This window comes from Terracoccus sp. 273MFTsu3.1, assembly GCF_000383675.1.
Classification (GTDB): domain Bacteria; phylum Actinomycetota; class Actinomycetes; order Actinomycetales; family Dermatophilaceae; genus Terrabacter.
The window spans coordinates 235,901-254,175 of the sequence record NZ_KB911821.1 but is presented as its reverse complement, the minus strand read 5'-3'; the positions used below and the strand labels follow the sequence as shown (position 1 = coordinate 254,175).

The 18,275-nt window shown below is 72.5% G+C and carries 21 protein-coding genes; 18 read left to right on the top strand and 3 right to left on the bottom strand.

What is annotated here, in order from left to right; genetic code table 11:
* The 9 genes from H283_RS24270 (at window position 1) to trmD (ending at window position 7,463) form a co-directional block, all read left to right on the top strand.
* Window positions 1–1,212 carry a glutathionylspermidine synthase family protein gene (locus H283_RS24270; RefSeq protein WP_020142770.1) on the top strand — a complete coding sequence of 404 codons (1,212 nt, stop codon included), beginning with the start codon at window positions 1–3 and terminating at the stop codon, window positions 1,210–1,212.
* Between the two features lie 53 nt (window positions 1,213–1,265).
* A complete protein-coding gene (locus H283_RS0106815) occupies window positions 1,266–1,688 on the top strand; it encodes a DUF350 domain-containing protein (RefSeq protein ID WP_020142769.1) in 423 nt (140 codons plus the stop codon).
* Window positions 1,689–1,765: 77 nt separating this feature from the next.
* Complete coding sequence (locus H283_RS0106810) at window positions 1,766–2,617, top strand: alpha/beta fold hydrolase (protein WP_020142768.1); 852 nt, start codon at window positions 1,766–1,768, stop codon at window positions 2,615–2,617.
* 10 nt (window positions 2,618–2,627) lie between these two features.
* Window positions 2,628–3,716, top strand: coding sequence for an amidohydrolase family protein (locus H283_RS0106805; RefSeq protein ID WP_043648555.1), 1,089 nt, complete (start codon window positions 2,628–2,630; stop codon window positions 3,714–3,716).
* Window positions 3,706–4,653, top strand: coding sequence for a GNAT family N-acetyltransferase (locus H283_RS0106800; RefSeq protein WP_231372236.1), 948 nt, complete (start codon window positions 3,706–3,708; stop codon window positions 4,651–4,653). The genes H283_RS0106805 and H283_RS0106800 overlap by 11 nt, the downstream gene beginning before the upstream one ends.
* A gap of 215 nt (window positions 4,654–4,868) precedes the next feature.
* Complete coding sequence (gene rpsP, locus H283_RS0106795) at window positions 4,869–5,354, top strand: 30S ribosomal protein S16 (RefSeq protein WP_020142765.1); 486 nt, start codon at window positions 4,869–4,871, stop codon at window positions 5,352–5,354.
* Window positions 5,355–5,356: 2 nt separating this feature from the next.
* Window positions 5,357–5,599, top strand: coding sequence for an RNA-binding protein (locus tag H283_RS0106790; protein ID WP_020142764.1), 243 nt, complete (start codon window positions 5,357–5,359; stop codon window positions 5,597–5,599).
* A 125-nt stretch (window positions 5,600–5,724) separates the two neighbouring features.
* The gene (gene rimM / locus H283_RS0106785; protein WP_020142763.1) at window positions 5,725–6,252 is read left to right on the top strand and encodes a ribosome maturation factor RimM; all 528 of its coding nucleotides are present in this window, start codon (window positions 5,725–5,727) and stop codon (window positions 6,250–6,252) included.
* Window positions 6,249–7,463, top strand: coding sequence for a tRNA (guanosine(37)-N1)-methyltransferase TrmD (trmD, locus tag H283_RS0106780; RefSeq protein WP_020142762.1), 1,215 nt, complete (start codon window positions 6,249–6,251; stop codon window positions 7,461–7,463). The genes rimM and trmD overlap by 4 nt, the downstream gene beginning before the upstream one ends.
* 13 nt (window positions 7,464–7,476) lie before the next feature.
* Here the strand turns inward: trmD and H283_RS0106775 are convergent, their stop codons facing one another.
* On the bottom strand, window positions 7,477–8,235 hold the full coding sequence (locus H283_RS0106775) for an ABC transporter permease (protein ID WP_020142761.1): 759 nt from the start codon (window positions 8,233–8,235) through the stop codon (window positions 7,477–7,479).
* A 229-nt stretch (window positions 8,236–8,464) separates the two neighbouring features.
* On the opposite strand from H283_RS0106775, the gene rplS reads away from it, so the two are divergent.
* From rplS to H283_RS0106730, 9 genes are all read left to right on the top strand, one after another.
* On the top strand, window positions 8,465–8,839 hold the full coding sequence (gene rplS, locus H283_RS0106770; protein WP_020142760.1) for a 50S ribosomal protein L19: 375 nt from the start codon (window positions 8,465–8,467) through the stop codon (window positions 8,837–8,839).
* 42 nt (window positions 8,840–8,881) lie between these two features.
* Complete coding sequence (gene lepB, locus H283_RS0106765) at window positions 8,882–9,670, top strand: signal peptidase I (RefSeq protein WP_020142759.1); 789 nt, start codon at window positions 8,882–8,884, stop codon at window positions 9,668–9,670.
* The gene (gene lepB, locus H283_RS0106760) at window positions 9,670–10,566 is read left to right on the top strand and encodes a signal peptidase I (protein ID WP_020142758.1); all 897 of its coding nucleotides are present in this window, start codon (window positions 9,670–9,672) and stop codon (window positions 10,564–10,566) included. The genes lepB (H283_RS0106765) and lepB (H283_RS0106760) overlap by 1 nt, the downstream gene beginning before the upstream one ends.
* Window positions 10,567–10,583: 17 nt before the next feature.
* A complete protein-coding gene (locus H283_RS0106755) occupies window positions 10,584–11,354 on the top strand; it encodes a ribonuclease HII (protein ID WP_020142757.1) in 771 nt (256 codons plus the stop codon).
* Window positions 11,351–11,671 (top strand): DUF2469 domain-containing protein, encoded by a 321-nt coding sequence (locus tag H283_RS0106750; RefSeq protein WP_028785386.1) that lies wholly within the window; start codon window positions 11,351–11,353, stop codon window positions 11,669–11,671. Before H283_RS0106755 ends, H283_RS0106750 begins: the two co-directional genes overlap by 4 nt.
* Window positions 11,672–11,773: 102 nt before the next feature.
* The gene (locus H283_RS0106745; protein ID WP_028785385.1) at window positions 11,774–12,139 is read left to right on the top strand and encodes a YraN family protein; all 366 of its coding nucleotides are present in this window, start codon (window positions 11,774–11,776) and stop codon (window positions 12,137–12,139) included.
* Entirely contained in the window at window positions 12,139–13,701 is a 1,563-nt protein-coding gene (locus H283_RS0106740; RefSeq protein ID WP_020142754.1) for a YifB family Mg chelatase-like AAA ATPase, read from the top strand. The genes H283_RS0106745 and H283_RS0106740 overlap by 1 nt, the downstream gene beginning before the upstream one ends.
* 63 nt (window positions 13,702–13,764) lie before the next feature.
* Window positions 13,765–14,892, top strand: coding sequence for a DNA-processing protein DprA (gene dprA, locus H283_RS0106735; protein WP_156023032.1), 1,128 nt, complete (start codon window positions 13,765–13,767; stop codon window positions 14,890–14,892).
* A gap of 375 nt (window positions 14,893–15,267) precedes the next feature.
* The gene (locus H283_RS0106730; RefSeq protein WP_020142752.1) at window positions 15,268–16,197 is read left to right on the top strand and encodes a tyrosine recombinase XerC; all 930 of its coding nucleotides are present in this window, start codon (window positions 15,268–15,270) and stop codon (window positions 16,195–16,197) included.
* Window positions 16,198–16,214: 17 nt separating this feature from the next.
* On the opposite strand, the gene H283_RS0106725 is transcribed toward H283_RS0106730, so the two are convergent.
* Both H283_RS0106725 and H283_RS24265 read right to left on the bottom strand, forming a co-directional pair.
* Window positions 16,215–16,754, bottom strand: a complete 540-nt coding sequence (locus tag H283_RS0106725; RefSeq protein ID WP_028785383.1) for a M23 family metallopeptidase — start codon at window positions 16,752–16,754, stop codon at window positions 16,215–16,217.
* A 179-nt stretch (window positions 16,755–16,933) separates the two neighbouring features.
* A complete protein-coding gene (locus H283_RS24265; protein ID WP_020142750.1) occupies window positions 16,934–18,154 on the bottom strand; it encodes a pyridoxal phosphate-dependent aminotransferase in 1,221 nt (406 codons plus the stop codon).
* Window positions 18,155–18,275 lie beyond the last annotated feature (121 nt).

The window sequence follows — 18,275 nt, the reverse complement described above, 5'->3', positions numbered from 1 at the left end:
GTGGACCGCGTCCCGAGCACCCCGCGTGACGGCTGGCTGGACACCGTCGAGCAGCAGGGGCTGTCGTATGCCGTCGACCGCGCGGCCGACGGCGCCGCCGTCCCGTACTGGGACGAGACCGCCTGCTACGAGCTGACCGAGGCCGATGTGGAGGTGCTCGAGCGGGCCACCGGTGATCTTCACCGGATGACCGTCGCGGCGGTGCACCGGATGGCCCACGACCCGGAGGTCATCGCCCGGCACGGCCTGCCCGACGGAGCCGGTGCCTGGCTCGCGGCGTCCCTGTCCGACCCCGACGCGACCTCGGTCTACGGCCGGTTCGACCTCGCCTGGGACGGCGACGGACCGCCGAGGCTGCTCGAGTACAACGCCGACACCCCGGCCGGGCTCGTCGAGGCCGCTGTGACCCAGTGGTTCTGGCTCGAGGACCTGCACCCGGGCCACGACCAGTGGAACCTGCTCCACGAGCGCCTCGTCGAGGGCTGGCACCGGATGAAGGCGCGCAGCGGGGTCGAGGTCGTCCACTTCGCCGTCGGGCAGGACGAGCCGACCGAGGACTGGGCGACGGTCGCCTACCTGCGCGACACGGCGCAGGAGGCCGGCCTCGTCGCGCTCGGCATCACGATGGAGGACATCGGCTGGCACCACGGGCAGCGCCGTTTCGTCGACGTGCACGGCCAGCCGATCACGCACTGTTTCAAGATGTACCCGACCGAGTGGATGCTCGGCTCGCCGTTCGGTGGCTACCTGCTCGGCGGCTCGTCGACGACGCAGTGGATCGAGCCGCCGTGGAAGCTCCTCGCCGGCTCCAAGGCCCTGCTGCCGGTGCTGTGGGAGATGTTCCCCGGCCACCCCAACCTGCTGCCGGCGTACTTCGACCATGCCCACGGCATGTCCGCCTACGTGTCGAAGCCGCTCTTCGGCTGGGAGGGGGACGGCGTCGACGTCGTCGGACCCGACGGCGTCGAGCGCTCGCCGCGGCTGCGGACCCAGGGCCAGCAGCGCGTCTACCAGCAGTACGTGCCGCTGCCCGACTTCGAGGGCAACCGGCCGGTGCTCGGCACGTGGGTCGTCGACGGCAAGCCCGCGGGACTCGGCATCCGCGAGTCGACCAACCTCGTGACCAACACCGGCGCCCGGTTCGTGCCGCACCGGATGCTCACCCCGCGCTCGACCCCGGAGCAGGTGGCCTCCTGGGTCGCCGAGCCCTGACCGCCGCCGACCCCGCCGCGACACCCGCCACCCCACTCACACCTGGAGCCTGCATGGACCTGCTCGTCCACACCGGATACGCCCTCGTCTACGCCGCCGTCGGCATCGCCGTCCTCGGGCTCGGCTACGCCGCGCTCGACCTCGTGACGCCGGGCCACCTGGGCTCGCACATCTGGACCGAGCGGTCCGTCAACGCCGCGATCGTCCTGGCGGCCGGCCTCCTCGGTCTCGGGCTCGTCGTCTTCGCGGCCATCTGGACCAACGGCACCGGCTCGCTGGGTGTGGCGCTCGGCTGGTCGGTCGTCTTCGGCCTGCTCGGCGTCGTGCTCCAGGCGCTCGCCTTCCGGCTCCTCGACCTCGTGACCCCCGGCGACATGGCCGAGCTCGTGACGCAGCGCGACTTCCACCCCGCCTCCATCGTGGCCGCTGCCGTGCAGCTCGCCGTGTCGCTCATCGTCGTGGCCTCGATCGCCTGAGCCGTCCAAGCCGCAAGCCGGCTGGAGCGGGACCCGACGCCCGTGACGGTGCCCGCCGGGCGGCATACGCTCGATGCGTGGTCACCACCGACGGACGCTCGCGGGTGCGGCTGCCCGACGGGCGGCGTCTCGACGTGTGGCACGGCGGTGACCCGCAGGGCGCCCCGCTCGTCTTCTTCCACGGCACCCCGGGCGGGCGGCTGCAGGCCGCGCTCGGCGACGGCGCAGCCTCTCGCGCGGGCGTCCGGCTGGTCGCGTTCTCCCGTCCGGGCTACGGCGGTTCGACGGACGGGCCCACGACGCTGACCTCCGTCGGGTCGGACGCCGGCTCGGTCGCGGACGCGCTCGGGATCGACGCCTTCGCGGTGCTCGGCGTCTCCGGGGGAGGGCCGTATGCCGTCGCGGCCGCAGCCGTCCTGCCCGACCGCGTGCGCGTGGTCGGGGTCGTCGCCGGGGTCGGGCCACTGCTCGAGCTCGACCCGTCCGCGGCCGACGACCCCGCGGTCCGCGCGGCGCTCGCCGGGGACCTCGACGCGGCGGTCGCCCTCCAGGACGATGCGATGACCGGCGGCGGACGGGGGAGCGGACCGGGTGATCGCGCGAAGGTCCGCGTGGGCGGCTTCGTGTCGCCCGAGATCCTCGAGCCGTGGACCGGCAGCGGCCGCCCCGGGGTGCCGTCCTACCGCGGGGTGTCGCGGGACGCGCTCGCCTTCACGGCCGGCTGGGACGTCGACCTCGGGGACGTCCGCGCCCCGGTCCACCTCTGGTACGGCGACCGTGACCGGACGGTCGGCCTCGAGCACGGGCAGTGGCTCCACGCCCACCTGCCGACGTCGCGGCTCGTCGTCCGGGAGGGCGCCGGACACCTCGCGACGCTCCTGGCGCACTGGGCGGACGTCCTCACGGATCTGGCGCGCGACGGAGGTTAGGGTCGGTGCCATGAGTGCACCGGTGCTCCACGTCCGCGGTCGGGTGCTCGTCGGTCCCGACGACGTCGTCGACGAGCTGTGGGTCATCGGGGGACGGGTGTCGTTCACGCCACCGAGCGACGGAACCGACGTGCAGACGCTCGAGGGCTGGGTGCTGCCGGGCCTCGTCGACGCGCACTGCCACGTCGGTCTGGGGCCGCACGGTGGCGTGCCGCGCGAGGAGGCCGAGCAGCAGGCGCTCACCGACCGTGACCGCGGCACGCTGCTCATCCGCGACGCGGGGCAGCCCGGAGACACGCACTGGGTCGACGATCGCGACGACCTGCCCAAGATCATCCGCGCCGGCCGCCACATCGCCCGCACCCGGCGCTACATCCGCAACTACGCCCACGAGGTCGAGGAGGACGAGCTCGTCCGCCACGTCCGGCTCGAGGCGCACCGCGGCGACGGGTGGGTCAAGCTCGTCGGCGACTGGATCGACCGCGACGTCGGCGACCTCGCGCCGAGCTGGTCGCGACAGGCCGTCGCCGACGCGGTCGCGGCCGCGCACCAGGAGGGGGTCCGCGTCACGGCGCACTGCTTCGGCGAGGAGTCCCTGCGCGACCTCGCCGCCGCCGGGATCGACTGCATCGAGCACGCGACCGGCCTGCGCGAGGACTCCATCGACACCTTCGCCGCCCAGGGCATCGCCATCGTGCCGACCCTCGTCAACATCGCGCAGTTCCCCGACCTCGCGGAGCCGGCCAAGGAGAAGTTCCCCGACTACCACCGCCACATGCTCGACCTGCACGAGCGTCGCCACGCCACGGTCGGCGCGGCCCACGAAGCCGGGGTGCCGATCTACGTCGGCACCGACGCCGGTGGCAGCCTCCCGCACGGCCTCGTCGCGCAGGAGATGGTCGAGCTGACGAAGGCGGGCCTCACGAACGCCGAGGTCGTCGCGGCCGCGACGTGGGGTGCGCGCGAGTGGCTGGGACGCCCCGGCATCGTCGAGGGGGAGGACGCCGACCTCGTCGTCTACGCCGCCGACCCGATCGCCGACGTCACCGTCGTCGGCGACCCACGGGGTGTCGTGCTGCGAGGTCGCGTTGTCGTCTGAGCACCTGCCCGAGCCCGCCGCCGACGAGCCGCCGCTCAGCGCCGTGGGCGAGCGCGTCGAGGTGCGTCCCCCGTCGACGGCCGACATCGAGCCGTATGCCGCGGCCGTGACCCTCTCGGAGCGACGCCTCGCGGACTTCGCGATGCCGAACCCGCACAACCTCCCGGTCGTCATCGACAGCCAGTCGCCGACCTACCGCACCTTCATGGTGCACGCGCTCGACCCCGAGGGCTCGCACGGCCTCGTCGGGCGGATCAACGTCGCGAACGTCGTCGAGGGGGCCTTCCGCAGCGCGACCGTGGGCTACGACGCCTACGACCCGTATGCCGGCCGCGGGCTCTTCGTCGAGGGGCTGCGCCTCACGCTCGACCTCGTCTTCGCCGACCAGCCGCACGGGATGGGCCTGCACCGCGTCGAGGCGAACATCCAGCCGGCCAACCACCGGTCCGCCGGGCTCGTGCGGTCGCTCGGCTTCGTCCACGAGGGCTTCGCGCGCGACTTCCTGCACCTTCCCGGCATCGACGGGCGCCGGGACTGGCGCGACCACGACCGGTTCACCCTGCTGTCGACCGACTGGCCGGCCGTGCCCTACCGCCCGCACGGCCACCGCCGCATCGCCTGCGTGGTGAGCGGTTCGGGGTCCACGGCCTTCGGCGCCTACGGCGGCACGAGCCTCGCCTCGGCCCTGGCAGCCGAGCTCGGCATCCCGCTCTTCTCCTCGTCCATGGTCGAGAGCGCGGCGACCCTCTTCGAGCTGCTCCGCGTCTCGCCCGTCGGCGGGGTCGTCGAGTGCCGGCTCGGCGGGCCGGAGCTGCGGATGGGCCTGGCCCGCGCGGGCTTCGAGCCCTCCCGGGTGCCGGTCCTCGAGGGCGCCACCGACGTGTCCCGTCGCGAGGTCGTGCGTCACGCCCTCGCGGTCCGCGCGGCCCACGCCTGAGGGCGCGGACGGCATACGCCCTGGGGTGGACGGCTCGCTCGCTCGCTCACCGCGGGGGTGCGTGTCCGGAGCACCCCTCGGGGTCTGGCAGAATGGAGGGCTGTACCCGTCCGGCCGCTCCTGGCTGGACCGGACGCCTACACACCGAGCGTCGGCACCCCGGCTGAACCCAGCCGGTCTCGCCGCGCTCACTACTGGTTGAGGAGACCGCCACCATGGCAGTCAAGATCCGTCTGAAGCGCATGGGCAAGATCCGTGCTCCGTTCTACCGCGTCGTCGTCATGGACTCGCGCACCAAGCGCGACGGCCGTGCCATCGAGGAGATCGGCAAGTACCACCCCACCGAGCAGCCGTCGCTCATCGACATCGACATCGAGCGCGCGCACTACTGGCTCGGCCAGGGCGCGCAGCCGACCGAGGCCGTCGCGGCGCTCATCAAGATCGTCGACGAGGGCAAGCTCCAGACCAAGCAGCCGAAGACCCCGAAGAAGGACCTCTACGAGGCCGCGATCGCCGCTGCCGGCGGCAAGAACGACGCCGGCACCGACGGCCCGACGCCGCGCAAGAAGGCCGCCAAGAAGACCGAGCCCAAGGCTGAGGCCAAGGCCGACGAGCCCAAGGCCGAGGAGCCCAAGGCCGACGAGGCGACCGAGGCTCCGGCCGAGGCTGCCGGCGACGACGCCGCGAAGGCCGAGGCCTGAGCATGCTCGAGGAGGCGCTCGAGCACCTCGTCAAGGGCATCGTCGACCACGACGAGGACGTCGTCGTGGTCCGCAAGGAGCTGCGCCGCGGTGAGCTGCTCGAGGTCCGGGTCCACCCCGACGACCTCGGCCGCGTCATCGGCCGCTCCGGCCGCACGGCGAGCGCGCTGCGCACCGTCGTCGGCGCCCTCGCGGGCAACAACAACGTGCGCGTCGACATCGTCGACACCGACCGCGTGCGCTGAGCGCCGACTCTGACAGAGTCACCGAGAGGGGCGTCCCGGACCACCGGGGCGCCCCTCTCGCGTCCCCGCGCCCGACCTTCGCGCACCGGTCTCCGACCGCCCCCAAACCTGAGAGGATTCGGCCCATGAACGTCGTCCTCGCCCGCATCGGCAAGCCCCACGGTCTGCGTGGAGAGGTGACCGTCCAGCTGCACACGGACGACCCCGAGACCCGCTTCGCGGTCGGCACCGTCATCGAGACCGAGGCCGAACCGGGATCCGGTGTGCCCACCGCGCTGACCATCGCGTCGACGCGCGTGCACCGCGGCATCTGGCTCATCACCTTCGAGGAGATCCCCGACCGCAGCGGCGCCGAGAGCCTGCGCGGCGCGCGGCTCGTGCTGCCCGAGTCGAACCCCCAGGTCGAGGACGAGGCCTTCTACGAGGAGGACCTCGTCGGGCTCGAGGCCCGCGACCTGAGCGGCGAGAAGGTCGGAACCGTGAGCGGCCTCGAGATCGGTCCCGCGCAGGACCGGCTCGTGCTCACCCTCACCGACGGCGTCACGGCCTACGTCCCGTTCGTCAAGCGCATCGTGCCCGTCGTCGCCGAGGACCACGTCGTCGTCGACCCGCCGCCGGGTCTCTTCGACCTCTACCGCGAGGGCACCGAGTGACCGTGCCCGACCCGCGTCCGGCCCTGCGCGTCGACGTCGTCTCGATCTTCCCCGACTACCTCGCCCCGCTCGACCTGTCGCTCATCGGCAAGGCGCGTGAGGACGGCCTCCTCGACGTCCGCGTCCACGACCTGCGCGACTTCACGCACGACCGGCACCGCAGCGTCGACGACACCCCGTACGGCGGGGGAGCCGGCATGGTCATGAAGGCCCAACCCTGGTCCGAGGCGCTCGACCACGTTCTCGCACAGGACAACCCGTCGCAGGCGAAGCCCCGGCTGATCGTCCCCGGGCCCGGCGGCCAGCCGTTCACGCAGGCGCTCGCCCGCGAGCTCGCCGACGAGCCGTGGCTCGCGTTCGCGTGTGGACGCTACGAGGGCATCGACGAGCGCGTCTACGACCACGCCCGCGAGGACCTCGGGCTCGAGGTGTCGGTCGTGAGCCTCGGCGACTACGTCCTCAACGGCGGCGAGGTGGCCGTCCTCGCCATGGTCGAGGCCGTCGGTCGCCTCGTCCCCGGCGTCATCGGCAACGCCGAGTCGCTCGTCGAGGAGTCGCACGAGGACGGGCTGCTCGAGTACCCCATCTACACCAAGCCCGCCTCGTGGAACGGCCGCGACGTCCCGCCGGTCCTCCTCTCGGGCAACCACGGCGCCATCGCCGCCTGGCGCCACGAGCAGCGGCTCGCCCGCACCGCGGCGCGTCGGCCCGACCTGCTCCACGCCTCGCACGCCGCCCCCGACGGCGGTGACGTCGTCATCAGTGCCGCGACGCCGGGCGACGTGCCGGAGCTCGCCGTGCTCATGCGCGCCTGCTGGGTCCAGGAGGCCGTCGCCAACGACACGCTCGACATCCCGGCCCTGCACGAGAGCCTCGACGACGTCCGGGCGAGCCTCGACACGACGCAGACGTGGGTCGCACGCGGCGGCGGCCGCCTCGTCGGAGCCGTCCGCACGAGCGCGGGCGCGTCCGAGGACGACTGGTTCGTCGGGCGCCTCTGCGTCGTTCCCGACCTGCAGGGTCGTGGACTCGGCCGACGCCTCCTCGAGCACGCCGAGTCGACGGCGCCGGACGGCATACGCACGTTGACGCTGCACACGGGCGCGCGGAGCACCGACAACCTACGGATGTACAAGAAGGCCGGCTACCGCCTCGTCGACACGGCCGCGCCGATCCCGGGCGCGGTCACCCTCGTCAAGCGCCGCCGCTGACGGCGGGGCCGCGTCAGGAGACGAGGGCCACGCCGAGGTCGGCGGGCAGCAGGAGGCGCCGGCGGATCAGCGCCGCCTGCACCCCGGCCGTGATCGACTGCGTCGCCATGATGGCGAAGAGGACGAGCACCTGGGCCGTGGCGGCCTGGACGGCGCTGCCGCCACCGAGCATGACGCCGATGAAGGCGCCGGGCAGCGTGACGATGCCCGACGTGCGCACCTGGTCGAGGCTCGGGACGATGCCCTCGGGCACCCGTCGGGCGATGATCTCGTCGATCGCCTGGCTCGAGGTGAGCCCGAGCGACAGCGACGCCTCGTACTGCCCGTGCTCCTCGCGCAGGGCGGCGAAGGTCCGCCGCCCGACGAGCGTGTGGACCGTCATCGTGTTGCCGATGACGATGCCCGCGACCGGGATCACGGCGATCCCCGTCAGCGGGACCGCGCCGGTGGCGAGCACGATGGCGACGACGGGCACGACGCCACAGGCCATCGCCGCCGCGGCCCACGGCCACGTGCGTGGCGCACCGACCCGCTTGGACGTCGTCGCCACCGCCGTCGCGAACATGGCGCCCACGGCGAGGAACGACAGCCACAGCGACCCGACCACGGCGGTGATGACGAGGGCCACGAGGGAGAGCTGGACGACCGCCCGGGCGCCGGCGATCGCCGACTGGCGTCCGAGACCCACGCCGCTCAGCCGGTTGGCGAGCAGCGTCACGACGAGCAGGACGACGAGACAGAGGTACACGGGCCAGCCGGGGGAGACGTCCACGGGGCCACGCTAGGGCACCGACGGGCGGGGCCGACCTCTGCCGATTTCTGGTATGCCGTGTGCTCTGGCAGACTTGCTCCTTGCGTCCGGCACACGACGGCCCCTGCCACAGGGGGAGTCGGGTCACCACCTGTTCGACCAGATCCACCGGTGACTCGACGCGGCCCGACGGACGCGACCCACACCTTTGTGACGAGGTGGCCTGTGGCACCCAGGAAAGCGAAGCATCATGCACACGTTTGACGACATCAACGCGGCATCGCTGCGCTCGGACGTTCCCGACTTCCGCGCCGGCGACACCCTCAAGGTCCACGTCAAGGTCATCGAGGGCACGCGCTCGCGTGTCCAGGTGTTCCAGGGCATCGTCATCCGTCGCCACGGCGGCGGCATCGGCGAGACCTTCACGGTCCGCAAGATCTCCTTCGGTGTCGGCGTCGAGCGCACCTTCCCGGTGCACACCCCCGTCATCGACAAGATCGAGGTCGTGACCCGCGGTGACGTCCGCCGCGCGAAGCTCTACTACCTGCGCGGTCTGCGCGGCAAGGCTGCCAAGATCCGCGAGAAGCGCGACAGCATCCCGGCCAAGACCGGCGCCAAGAGCTGACGACCTGCTGACGCAGACGTCCGTCGAGTAACGCGAGGCGCGGTGGACCCCGAGCGGGCCGTTCCGGAACGATCCGGTACGTCCCCAGAGACGGGGTCCGCCGCGCCTTCGTCGCGTCCGGGCAGCCTCGCGACGTCGGCGCCGACGTCAGGGAGCGGCGATCGCCGGCCCCCCCACGCGGCGTATGCCGCCGCGCGACGTCACCGGTGGCTGCTCGGCCCCGCTCTGCTCCTGCTCGCGATCGTCGTCGTCCGGGCCTTCCTCGTGACGCCCTTCGGCATCCCGAGCGAGTCGATGCAGGACACGTTGCTCATCGGCGACCGGATCCTCGTCAGCCGGACCACGGCGCCGGCTGACCTCCAGCGTGGCGACATCATCGTCTTCGACGCCTCCCAGGCGTTCAACCTGCGGGTGCCCGAGCGCGGCATCGTGCAGACCCTCGTCGAGGCCGTCGAGAGCCTCGCCGGCAAGGGCCAGCCGACCGACTACGTCAAGCGGATCATCGGCCTGCCGGGCGACCGGGTCCGGTGCTGTGCGACCGACGGACGGCTCGAGGTCAACGGCGTCGCCGTCAGCGAGCCCTACGTCGCACCGGGCCAGAAACCGAGTGCCCTGACCTTCGACGTGACGGTGCCCGCGGACCGGTTCTGGGTCATGGGCGACAACCGTGGCTCGTCCTCCGACTCGCGTGCGCACCTCGGCGATCCGGGTGGCGGCATGGTGCCGGGGGACGACATCATCGGCAAGGTTTGGGTGCGATACTGGCCGCTCGGTCGGCTCGGATCGGTCGACCAAGGACAAATTGCCTCCGTCCCACGAAATGGTGAGTGATGTCGCAGTACACCGGACGCCCCGAGGACCCGACGCGCGGGCGCAGTGCTGACGACACCGACGGCGACCTCGACGACGACACCCTCGACGACGACTACGACGACGAGCCCCGCGGTTTCGGCGCGACTCTCTTCGCCGGCATCAAGGAGCTCGTCATCGTCGTCGTCCTCGCGATGGCGCTCAGCTTCGTCGTCAAGACGTGGCTCTTCCAGGCCTTCTACATCCCGTCCGGGTCGATGGAGAACACCCTCGTCAAGGACGACCGCGTCATCGTCAGCAAGCTGACACCCGGGCCGCTCGACCTCAAGCGCGGCGACGTCGTCGTCTTCGAGGACCCGGGCGTGCCCAGCCCGTGGCTCGGCGACCTCGGTGAGCAGCACAGCACCGTCGGTGGCCCCTTCCACGACGCCCTCGTCTTCGTCGGCCTGCTGCCCGAGGACTCCGAGAACCACCTCATCAAGCGCGTCATCGGCCTCCCGGGCGACCACGTCCAGGCCGACGGCGACACCGGCAAGCTCAAGGTCAACGGGGTCGAGATCACCGAGCCCTACGTCAAGCCCGGCGACTACCCCAGCGAGGGCAAGAAGTTCGACATCACGGTCCCCGCCGGGCGCGTGTGGGTCATGGGCGACCACCGGAGCGACTCCTCCGACAGCCGCTGGCACGACGACGGCACCGGGGCCACGGGCTCCGTGCCGATGGACAAGATCGTGGGTCGCGCCCTCTTCGTCGTCTGGCCGATCGACCACGTGACGTGGCTCGGGGTCCCCGAGCGCACCTTCTCGCAGGTCCCGACGCCCACGACGCCGTCGACGACCCCGACGAAGAAGGCCACGGTCAACCCCAGCCAGAGCGGCAAGCCGAGCGCCACGACGACGAAGGCCGCGGCGGGCTGAGCCGCTCGAGCAGCACGATGGCACGCCCCGCCCCCTCCAAGAAGCCCTCGCTGCGCGTCGAGCGCGCGCTGCAGCGATCCGGTCACCGACTCCTCGCCGGCATGGACGAGGTGGGCCGTGGCGCGCTCGCCGGGCCGGTCAGCGTCGGCATCGTCGTCATCGACGAGACGGTGCGCTCGGCGCCCATCGGCGTCAAGGACTCCAAGCTGCTGACCGAGCGCGCGCGCACGGTCCTCGTGCCGCGCATCCAGCGCTGGGCCGTGGCCCACGCCGTCGGGCACGCGAGTCCTGACGAGATCGACGAGATCGGCATCATGGGTGCCCTGCGCCTGGCCGGGACGCGAGCCCTCGCGGGACTCGGCGTCGTGCCGGACCTCGTCATCCTCGACGGCAACCACGACTGGCTGACGGCCCCGACCGAGGTGGGACTCTTCGCCTTCGCCGACGACTCCGCACCGACGACGCCGCCGGTGACGACGATGATCAAGGCTGACATGAAGTGTTCGTCGGTCGCGGCCGCGAGCGTGCTGGCCAAGGTCGAGCGCGACGACATGATGGTGGCCCTCTCGGCCGACCACCCGGCATACGGCTGGTCGCTCAACAAGGGCTACTCCGCACCCGAGCACATGGACGCGCTGGCCCGTCTGGGCCCGTGCGAGCTGCACCGCCGCTCGTGGCGCCTGCCCGGCGTGTACTCCGACGGGCCGGTCGAGGTGTTGAATGAGGGGACGGAGTCGTTCGCTCCGGCGCCCATCACGGCAGAGCAGACAGGGACGGCAATCAGGTGAGTTCGGAAGATCTCGAGAAGTACGAGACCGAGATGGAGCTCCAGCTCTACAAGGAGTACCGCGACGTCGTCGGCCTCTTCACCCACGTCGTCGAGACCGAGCGCCGCTTCTACCTCGCCAACTCGGTCGACGTGAAGGTGCGCAGCGACGGTGGTGAGGTCTTCTTCGACGTCACCATGGCCGACGCGTGGGTCTGGGACATCTACCGGCCGGCACGGTTCGTCAAGAACGTGCGGGTCGTGACGTTCAAGGACGTCAACGTCGAGGAGCTGCCCAAGCCCGACATCAAGCTCCCGGAGAACGGCGACTTCAGCTGAGCCGCCGGGCTCCGTCCACACCCCCTCGCCGATCGCGTATGCCGTCCACAGCCTCACGCTGACCGGTGTCCTCGCCGGGTCGGCGCCGGGAGGGTGGTCGTCATGGACCTCTCCACCCGCGACCTCGGCGACTACGGCGAACGGCTCGCCTGCCGCTACCTGCTCGCTCAGGGCCTGACGATCATCGACCGCAACTGGCGCTGCGCGCGCGGCGAGATCGACGTCGTCGCCGTCGACGGCCTCGAGCTCGTCGTCTGCGAGGTCAAGACCCGGACGAGCGAGGCCTTCGGGGCGCCGTTCGAGGCCGTGACGTGGCGCAAGCAGCGCCGGCTGCGGCGACTGGCCGGGCTCTGGCGCGACGAGCACGACGAGCTCGCGCGCGGGCTCGCGCTACGCATCGACGTCATCTCGATCCTGCGTCCGCGCACGGGACGGGCCAGCCTCGAGCACCTGCGCGGGGTGTGCTGATGGGCACCGGCCTCGGTCGCACGCGGTCGGTCGGGCTGCGTGGGGTGCACGGGTTCGTCGTCGACGTCGAGGCGCACGTGACGCCCGGCCTGCCCGGCTTCGCGATCAGCGGGCTCGGGGACTCGGCGGTCAAGCAGTCGTCCGACCGAATCAAGGCCGCTGCCGCCCTCATCGACGACATGCCCGTCAGCCAGCGTCGCGTCACCGTCAACCTCTCGCCCGCTGGTGAGCGCAAGATCGGCACCGGCTTCGACCTGGCCATCTTCGTCGCGGTCGCCGCCGCGATGCGACTGGTGCCACCCGCGGTCGTGCGCGACCTCGTGCACATCGGCGAGGTGGGTCTCGACGGCACGGTGCGGCCCGTCCCCGGCGTGCTGCCCCTGGTCCGGGCGGCCGCGATGACCGGGGTGCGTCACGTCGTCGTCCCCGTCGCCAACGCCGGCGAGGCCCGTCTCGTCTCGGACGTCCGAGTCCACCCCGTGGCCGACGTGACCGAGCTCGTCCGGCGCTACGACGCGCTGGGGAGGGGCCGGGCCGTCGAGGAGGTCCCGGTGCCGCTCGTCGTGCCGCCGGCTCCCGAGCCGGTGCGGGACCTCAGCGAGGTCGTCGGCCAGGCCGACGCCAAGCTCGCCCTCGAGATCGCGGCGGCCGGCGGTCACCACCTGCTGCTCGCCGGTCCACCCGGTGCGGGCAAGACGATGCTCGCCGAACGGCTGCCGGGTCTGCTGCCGGCCCTCGACGAGGCCGAGTCGATGGAGGTCACGGCGATCCACTCCGTCCTGGGTGCGCTCGGCGCCGGTGAGGACGTGCGCCTCATCACGAGACCGCCGTTCGTCGCGCCGCACCACGGTGCGTCACAGGCCGCCGTCATCGGTGGTGGCAGCGGGCACATCCGGCCCGGAGCCATCACCCAGGCCCACCGGGGCGTGCTGTTCCTCGACGAGACCCCCGAGTTCGACAAGGGGGTCCTGCAGTCGCTGCGCACGCCGCTCGAGCGCGGGTCCGTCTCCATCGCCCGCGCCCAGGAGACTGTGACGTTCCCGTCCCGCTTCCAGCTCGTCCTCGCCGCGAACCCGTGCCCGTGCGGCAACGGGTGGGGCAAGGGTCTCGACTGCACGTGCACGCCCCTCATGCGCCGCTCCTACTTCGGCAAGCTGAGCGGTCCGCTCCTCGACCGGGTCGACCTGCAGGTCCACGTCCAGCCGCCGGGACTGTCGATGGCGGGTGCACCCGCGGGCGAGTCCACGACGTCGGTCGCCGCGCGCGTGGCCGGGGCCCGCGATGCCCAGGGCGAGCGCTGGCGCGAGGTGCTCGAGCGCCGTCGCGGGGTCAACGCCGACGTCCCGGGCTCGGTCCTGCGCGGTCGGCCGTGGCGGCTCCCGAGCTCGGCGACGACCACTCTCGACCGCGCCCTCGAGAGCGGGTCGCTCAGCCTGCGCGGCTATGACCGCACCCTGCGCTGTGCGTGGACCATCGCCGACGTCATGGGGCTCCAACGCCCCGGGCGTGAGGAGGTCGACCTCGCTCTGTCGCTGCGCCACCGGGCGGGGGTGGCCGCGTGAACGCGCGAGGACGGCATCGTCGGCATGCTCACGGTCGGATGGGCTCGATGGCGGGGGTCCGTCGTGGACGCTGACCGGTTCGCCCGAGCCGCGCTGTCGCGTCTCGCGGAGCCGTGCGACAAGGAGGTGCCCGGCCTCATCGACGAGCTCGGCGCCGTCGAGACGTTCGAGCGCATCCGGGCTGGTCGGGGCACGTTGACCCGGTTCCGGGCCCGGCTCGCCAGCCTCGACACCGAGCGCGACCTCGACATCGCGGCGAAAGTCGGCGCGCGGGTCGTCGTGCCCGGCGACGACGAGTGGCCGGAACGGCTCGGGCAGATCCCCGTACCGCCCTACTGCCTCTGGGTCCGCGGACCGCTCGATCTCGCCGAGACGGTGGAGCGGTCCGTCGCGATCGTCGGCTCACGGGCCGCCACCGGCTACGGCGAGCAGGTCGCCGCCGACCTCGCGGCCGGCGTCGCACGGAGGGGATGGACCGTCGTGTCCGGCGCCGCGTTCGGCATCGACGGCAGCGCCCACCGCGGTGCGCTCGCCGTCGACGGTGCCACGGTCGCCGTCCTCGCCGGAGGGGTGGAGCGGCCCTACCCCTCGGCGCATGCCACCCTCATCTCGCGGATCGCCCGCGACGGACTCGTCGTGTCGGAGGTGGCCCCCGGGTCGGCGCCGATGAAGTCACGGTTCCTCGCCCGCAACCGGCTCATCGCCGGGATGACGCGCGGCACGGTCGTGGTCGAGGCCGACCTGCGCTCCGGCTCGCGCAACACCGTCAAGCACGCGATCGAGGCCGGCCGCCACGTCGGCGCCGTGCCCGGTCCGACGACGTCGATGACGTCGGCCGGCTGTCACCAGGAGATCCGCGACGGCCGGGCGGTCCTCGTCACGAGTGCCGACGAGGTCATCGACCTCGTGGGCGACCTCGGCGACGACGCGTGCGGGCCGGCCCGTGGGCCCGTCCGGCCCGAAGACGACCTGCCGCCCCTCGATGCGTCCGTCCTCGAGGTCGTGCCCTTCCGATCCGGACTGACCCTCGACGCCATCGTCCGCCAGGTCGCCCTCGCGCCGCTCATGGTGCGGGCGGCGCTCGGACGACTCGAGCGGATGGGCCTCGTGACCGAGTCCGCCGGCACCTGGCGCAAACGCCCCCAGCCCCGCCGAGCCAAGCCCGAGCAAGCGCTCCGCCCACTCGAGTGAGCGCTCCGCCCACTCGAGTGAGCGCCCCGCCCCACTCGAGTGAGCGCCCCGCCCCACTCGAGTGAGCGCCCCGTCCCACTCGAACGAGCGCGCGGTCCCACTCGAGTGAGCGCGCGGTCCCACTCGAGTGAACGCCCCGCCCCACTCGAGTGAGCGCGCGGTCCCACTCGAGTGAGCGCTCGGTCCCAGTCGAACAAGCGCTCCGTCCTACTCGAGTGGCCTCGCCGTCACTCGCGTCCCACTTGAGTCGGAGACGGGCGAGCCCCCGCGGCCACCCGAGCTGGGAGCCGTCTTCGTCGTGTCGGCGTCATGGCTGGTGTCGGAGCAGTACTTGCCTAACCCTCCGCGCTTTGCGATGGTGCGGGAGTGACGGATGTGGTCAAGGCGGTACCAGACGTGCTCGAGCGGCACTCGGAGCTGCTCCACGCGTACTCCCGTCACCTCGGCGCCGAGCGAGGGCGTTCGGTCCACACCCGACGGGCCTACCTCGGGGACGTCCGACACCTGCTGACCTTCGCCGCTGCCCGCGGGATCGACGAGATCGGCGACCTGCGCATCGGTGACCTCCGGGCGTGGCTCGGGGTCCAGGCCGACGCGGGCGCCGCCCGGGCGACGATCGCGCGCCGCGCCGCCTCCGCACGCACCTTCCTCCGGTGGGCCGAGCACACCGGTCGCATCCCCACCGATCCGTCCCTACGCCTCGTCGCACCCAAGCGGCATGCCACGCTTCCGGGCGTCCTTCGTCAGGACGAGGCCAGCGAGATGCTCGACCTCGCCGCCACCCGAGCCGACGACGAGGACCCGATCCACGTGCGCGACCGCGCCATGCTCGAGCTGTTGTACGCGAGCGGCATCCGGGTGGGGGAGCTCGCCGCGCTCGACATCGACGACCTCGATCTGGCGCAAGGTGTCGTGCGCGTCATGGGCAAGGGTGCCAAGGAGCGGATCGTGCCGTTCGGCGCGCCGGCGGGCCGCGCCATCGAGGCGTGGCTGGCGGTCCGGTCCCGGCTCGTCGGTGAGCACTCCGGACCTGCGCTCTTCCTGGGGCGACGCGGTCGCCGGGTGGATGCCCGGCAGGTCCGGTCTGCCGTGCACGAGCTGCTCTCGCATCTGCCTGACGCGCCGGACCTGGGTCCGCACGGGCTGCGACACAGCGCCGCCACGCACCTGCTGGAGGGTGGCGCGGACCTCCGCATGGTGCAGGAGATCCTCGGCCACGCGAGTCTCGCAACGACGCAGATCTACACGCACGTCTCCGTCGACCGGCTGCGGCGCAGCTACGAGCAGGCCCACCCGCGGGCGTGACCGGCGGGTCGGCGGCGCTACGAGAGCGGGAGCAGGACGACCGGCGCTCGACCCACGAACGACAGCGGATCGAGGTAGGACTCACCCCTCAGCACGCCCCAGTGCAGGCAAGTGCGCGGCGCACAGTGTCCCGGGGTCGACGTCACGATGCCGACCCTGTCTCCGCGAGCGACCGTCGTGCCGGCTGGTGCGGCCGCGGCCGCCGGCTCGAAGGTGCTCCGCAGTCCTCCGTCGTGCGCCACGACGACGACCGCACGCCCGGCGATGACGCCGGTCCAGGCGATCCGACCCGCTGTCGGGGCCCTGACGGACTGGCCCACAGTGGCGGCCAGGTCGACACCGCGATGGCCGGGTAGCCACGGCTGGTCCGGAGGGTCGAACCGCCGCACCACCTCCGGGCGTGGGTCGAGCGGCCATGCCCAGTGGGCCGACGTCGCCGGTGAGGAGAAGGGTCCGCGAGCGGAGCCCGGTGTCCCGGACGTGACGGACACCGAGCTCGCACTCGTCAGGGATGCCGCCGCGAGGACGGCGCTGAGCAGGGCTGAACCGATCGACATGGCCTCATCGTCGTCCGGGTTCGGCCGGGACAGCACGTGTGTCAGCGCACCTGTGGATGAAGGGGCGCGTCTCCCGAAGACATGTGGACGGCGAACGGGCCGTGTGGATGTGGGACCGAGCGCTCACTCGAGTGGGACGGAGCGCTCACTCGAGTGTGATTGCGCGCTCACTCGATGGGTCAGGGGGTGGTGGAGGGTGCGGTCGGGGAGGTCGGGGAGGTCGGGGAGGTCGGGGAGGTCGGGATGCCGGCGGCGGCGAGGCGGCGGCTGGCCTCGAGCAGGACCTCGTCCTTCTTGCAGAAGGCGAACCGCACCAACGTGCGCGCCGCCTCCTGGTCGTCGTGGAAGACGGACACCGGCACCCCGACCACCCCGGCCAGGTCCGGCAGCCGCCGGGCGAACTCCAGCCCGTCGACGGCGCCGAGCGGTGCCGCGTCCGCGATGACGAAGTACGTGCCGGACGGGCGGGCGACCCGGAGCCCGGACGCCTCGAGCGCCGAGCACAGCAGGTCTCGCTTGGCCTGGAGCGAGTCCCGCAGGCCGGCGTACACCTCGTCGCCGAGCCCGAGGGCGAGAGCGACGGCCGGCTGGAACGGCCCGGACGCGACGTAGGTGAGGAACTGCTTGACGGTGCGCGCCGCCGCGACCGCCTCGGCGGGACCCGAGAGCCAGCCGACCTTCCAGCCCGTGGCCGAGAACGTCTTGCCGCCGGAGCTGATCGTGAGGGTGCGGTCGGCCATGCCCGGCAGGGTCGCCATCGGCACGTGCTCGGCGTCGTCGAAGACGAGGTGCTCGTAGACCTCGTCGGTGACGACCCAGGCGTCGTGCTCGCGCGCGAGCGACGCGATGAGGTCGAGCTCGGGCCGCGTGAAGACCTTCCCCGTCGGGTTGTGCGGCGTGTTGAGCAGCACGAGACGGGTCCGCGACGAGAAGGCCGCCCGCAGCGACGCCTCGTCGACCGCGAAGTCGGGGAAGCGGAGCACGGACGTGCGGCGGGTCGCTCCCGCGAGGGCGATCGTGGCGGCATACGAGTCGTAGTAGGGCTCGAAGGTGACGACCTCGTCGCCCGGGTCGCAGAGCGCGAGGACGACCGACGCGATCGCCTCGGTCGCACCGGCGGTGACGAGCACCTGCGACGCGGGGTCGAGCGAGATCCCGTAGAAGCGCTCCTGGTGCGCGGCGACCGCCTCGAGCAGCTCCGGGACCCCGGGCCCCGGCGGGTACTGGTTGCGACCGCCGTCGATCGCGGCCTTCGCCGCCTCGAGCATCTCCCGGGGTCCGTCCGTGTCGGGGAAGCCCTGTCCGAGGTTGATCGCACCGGTCCGGGTCGCGAGCGCCGACATCTCGGCGAAGATCGTCGTCCCGAAGGGCTGCATGCGCGAGATCAGCGGCGAGCTCATGGACCGAGCGTAGCCACGACGGACGTGCCGACACGGGAGAGCCCCCGCCGGGGCACGTGGCGGGGGCTCTGCGCCCTGCGGCGGCTGTGGAGGGGTCCGTGCCGCGGACGTGAGTGGAGAT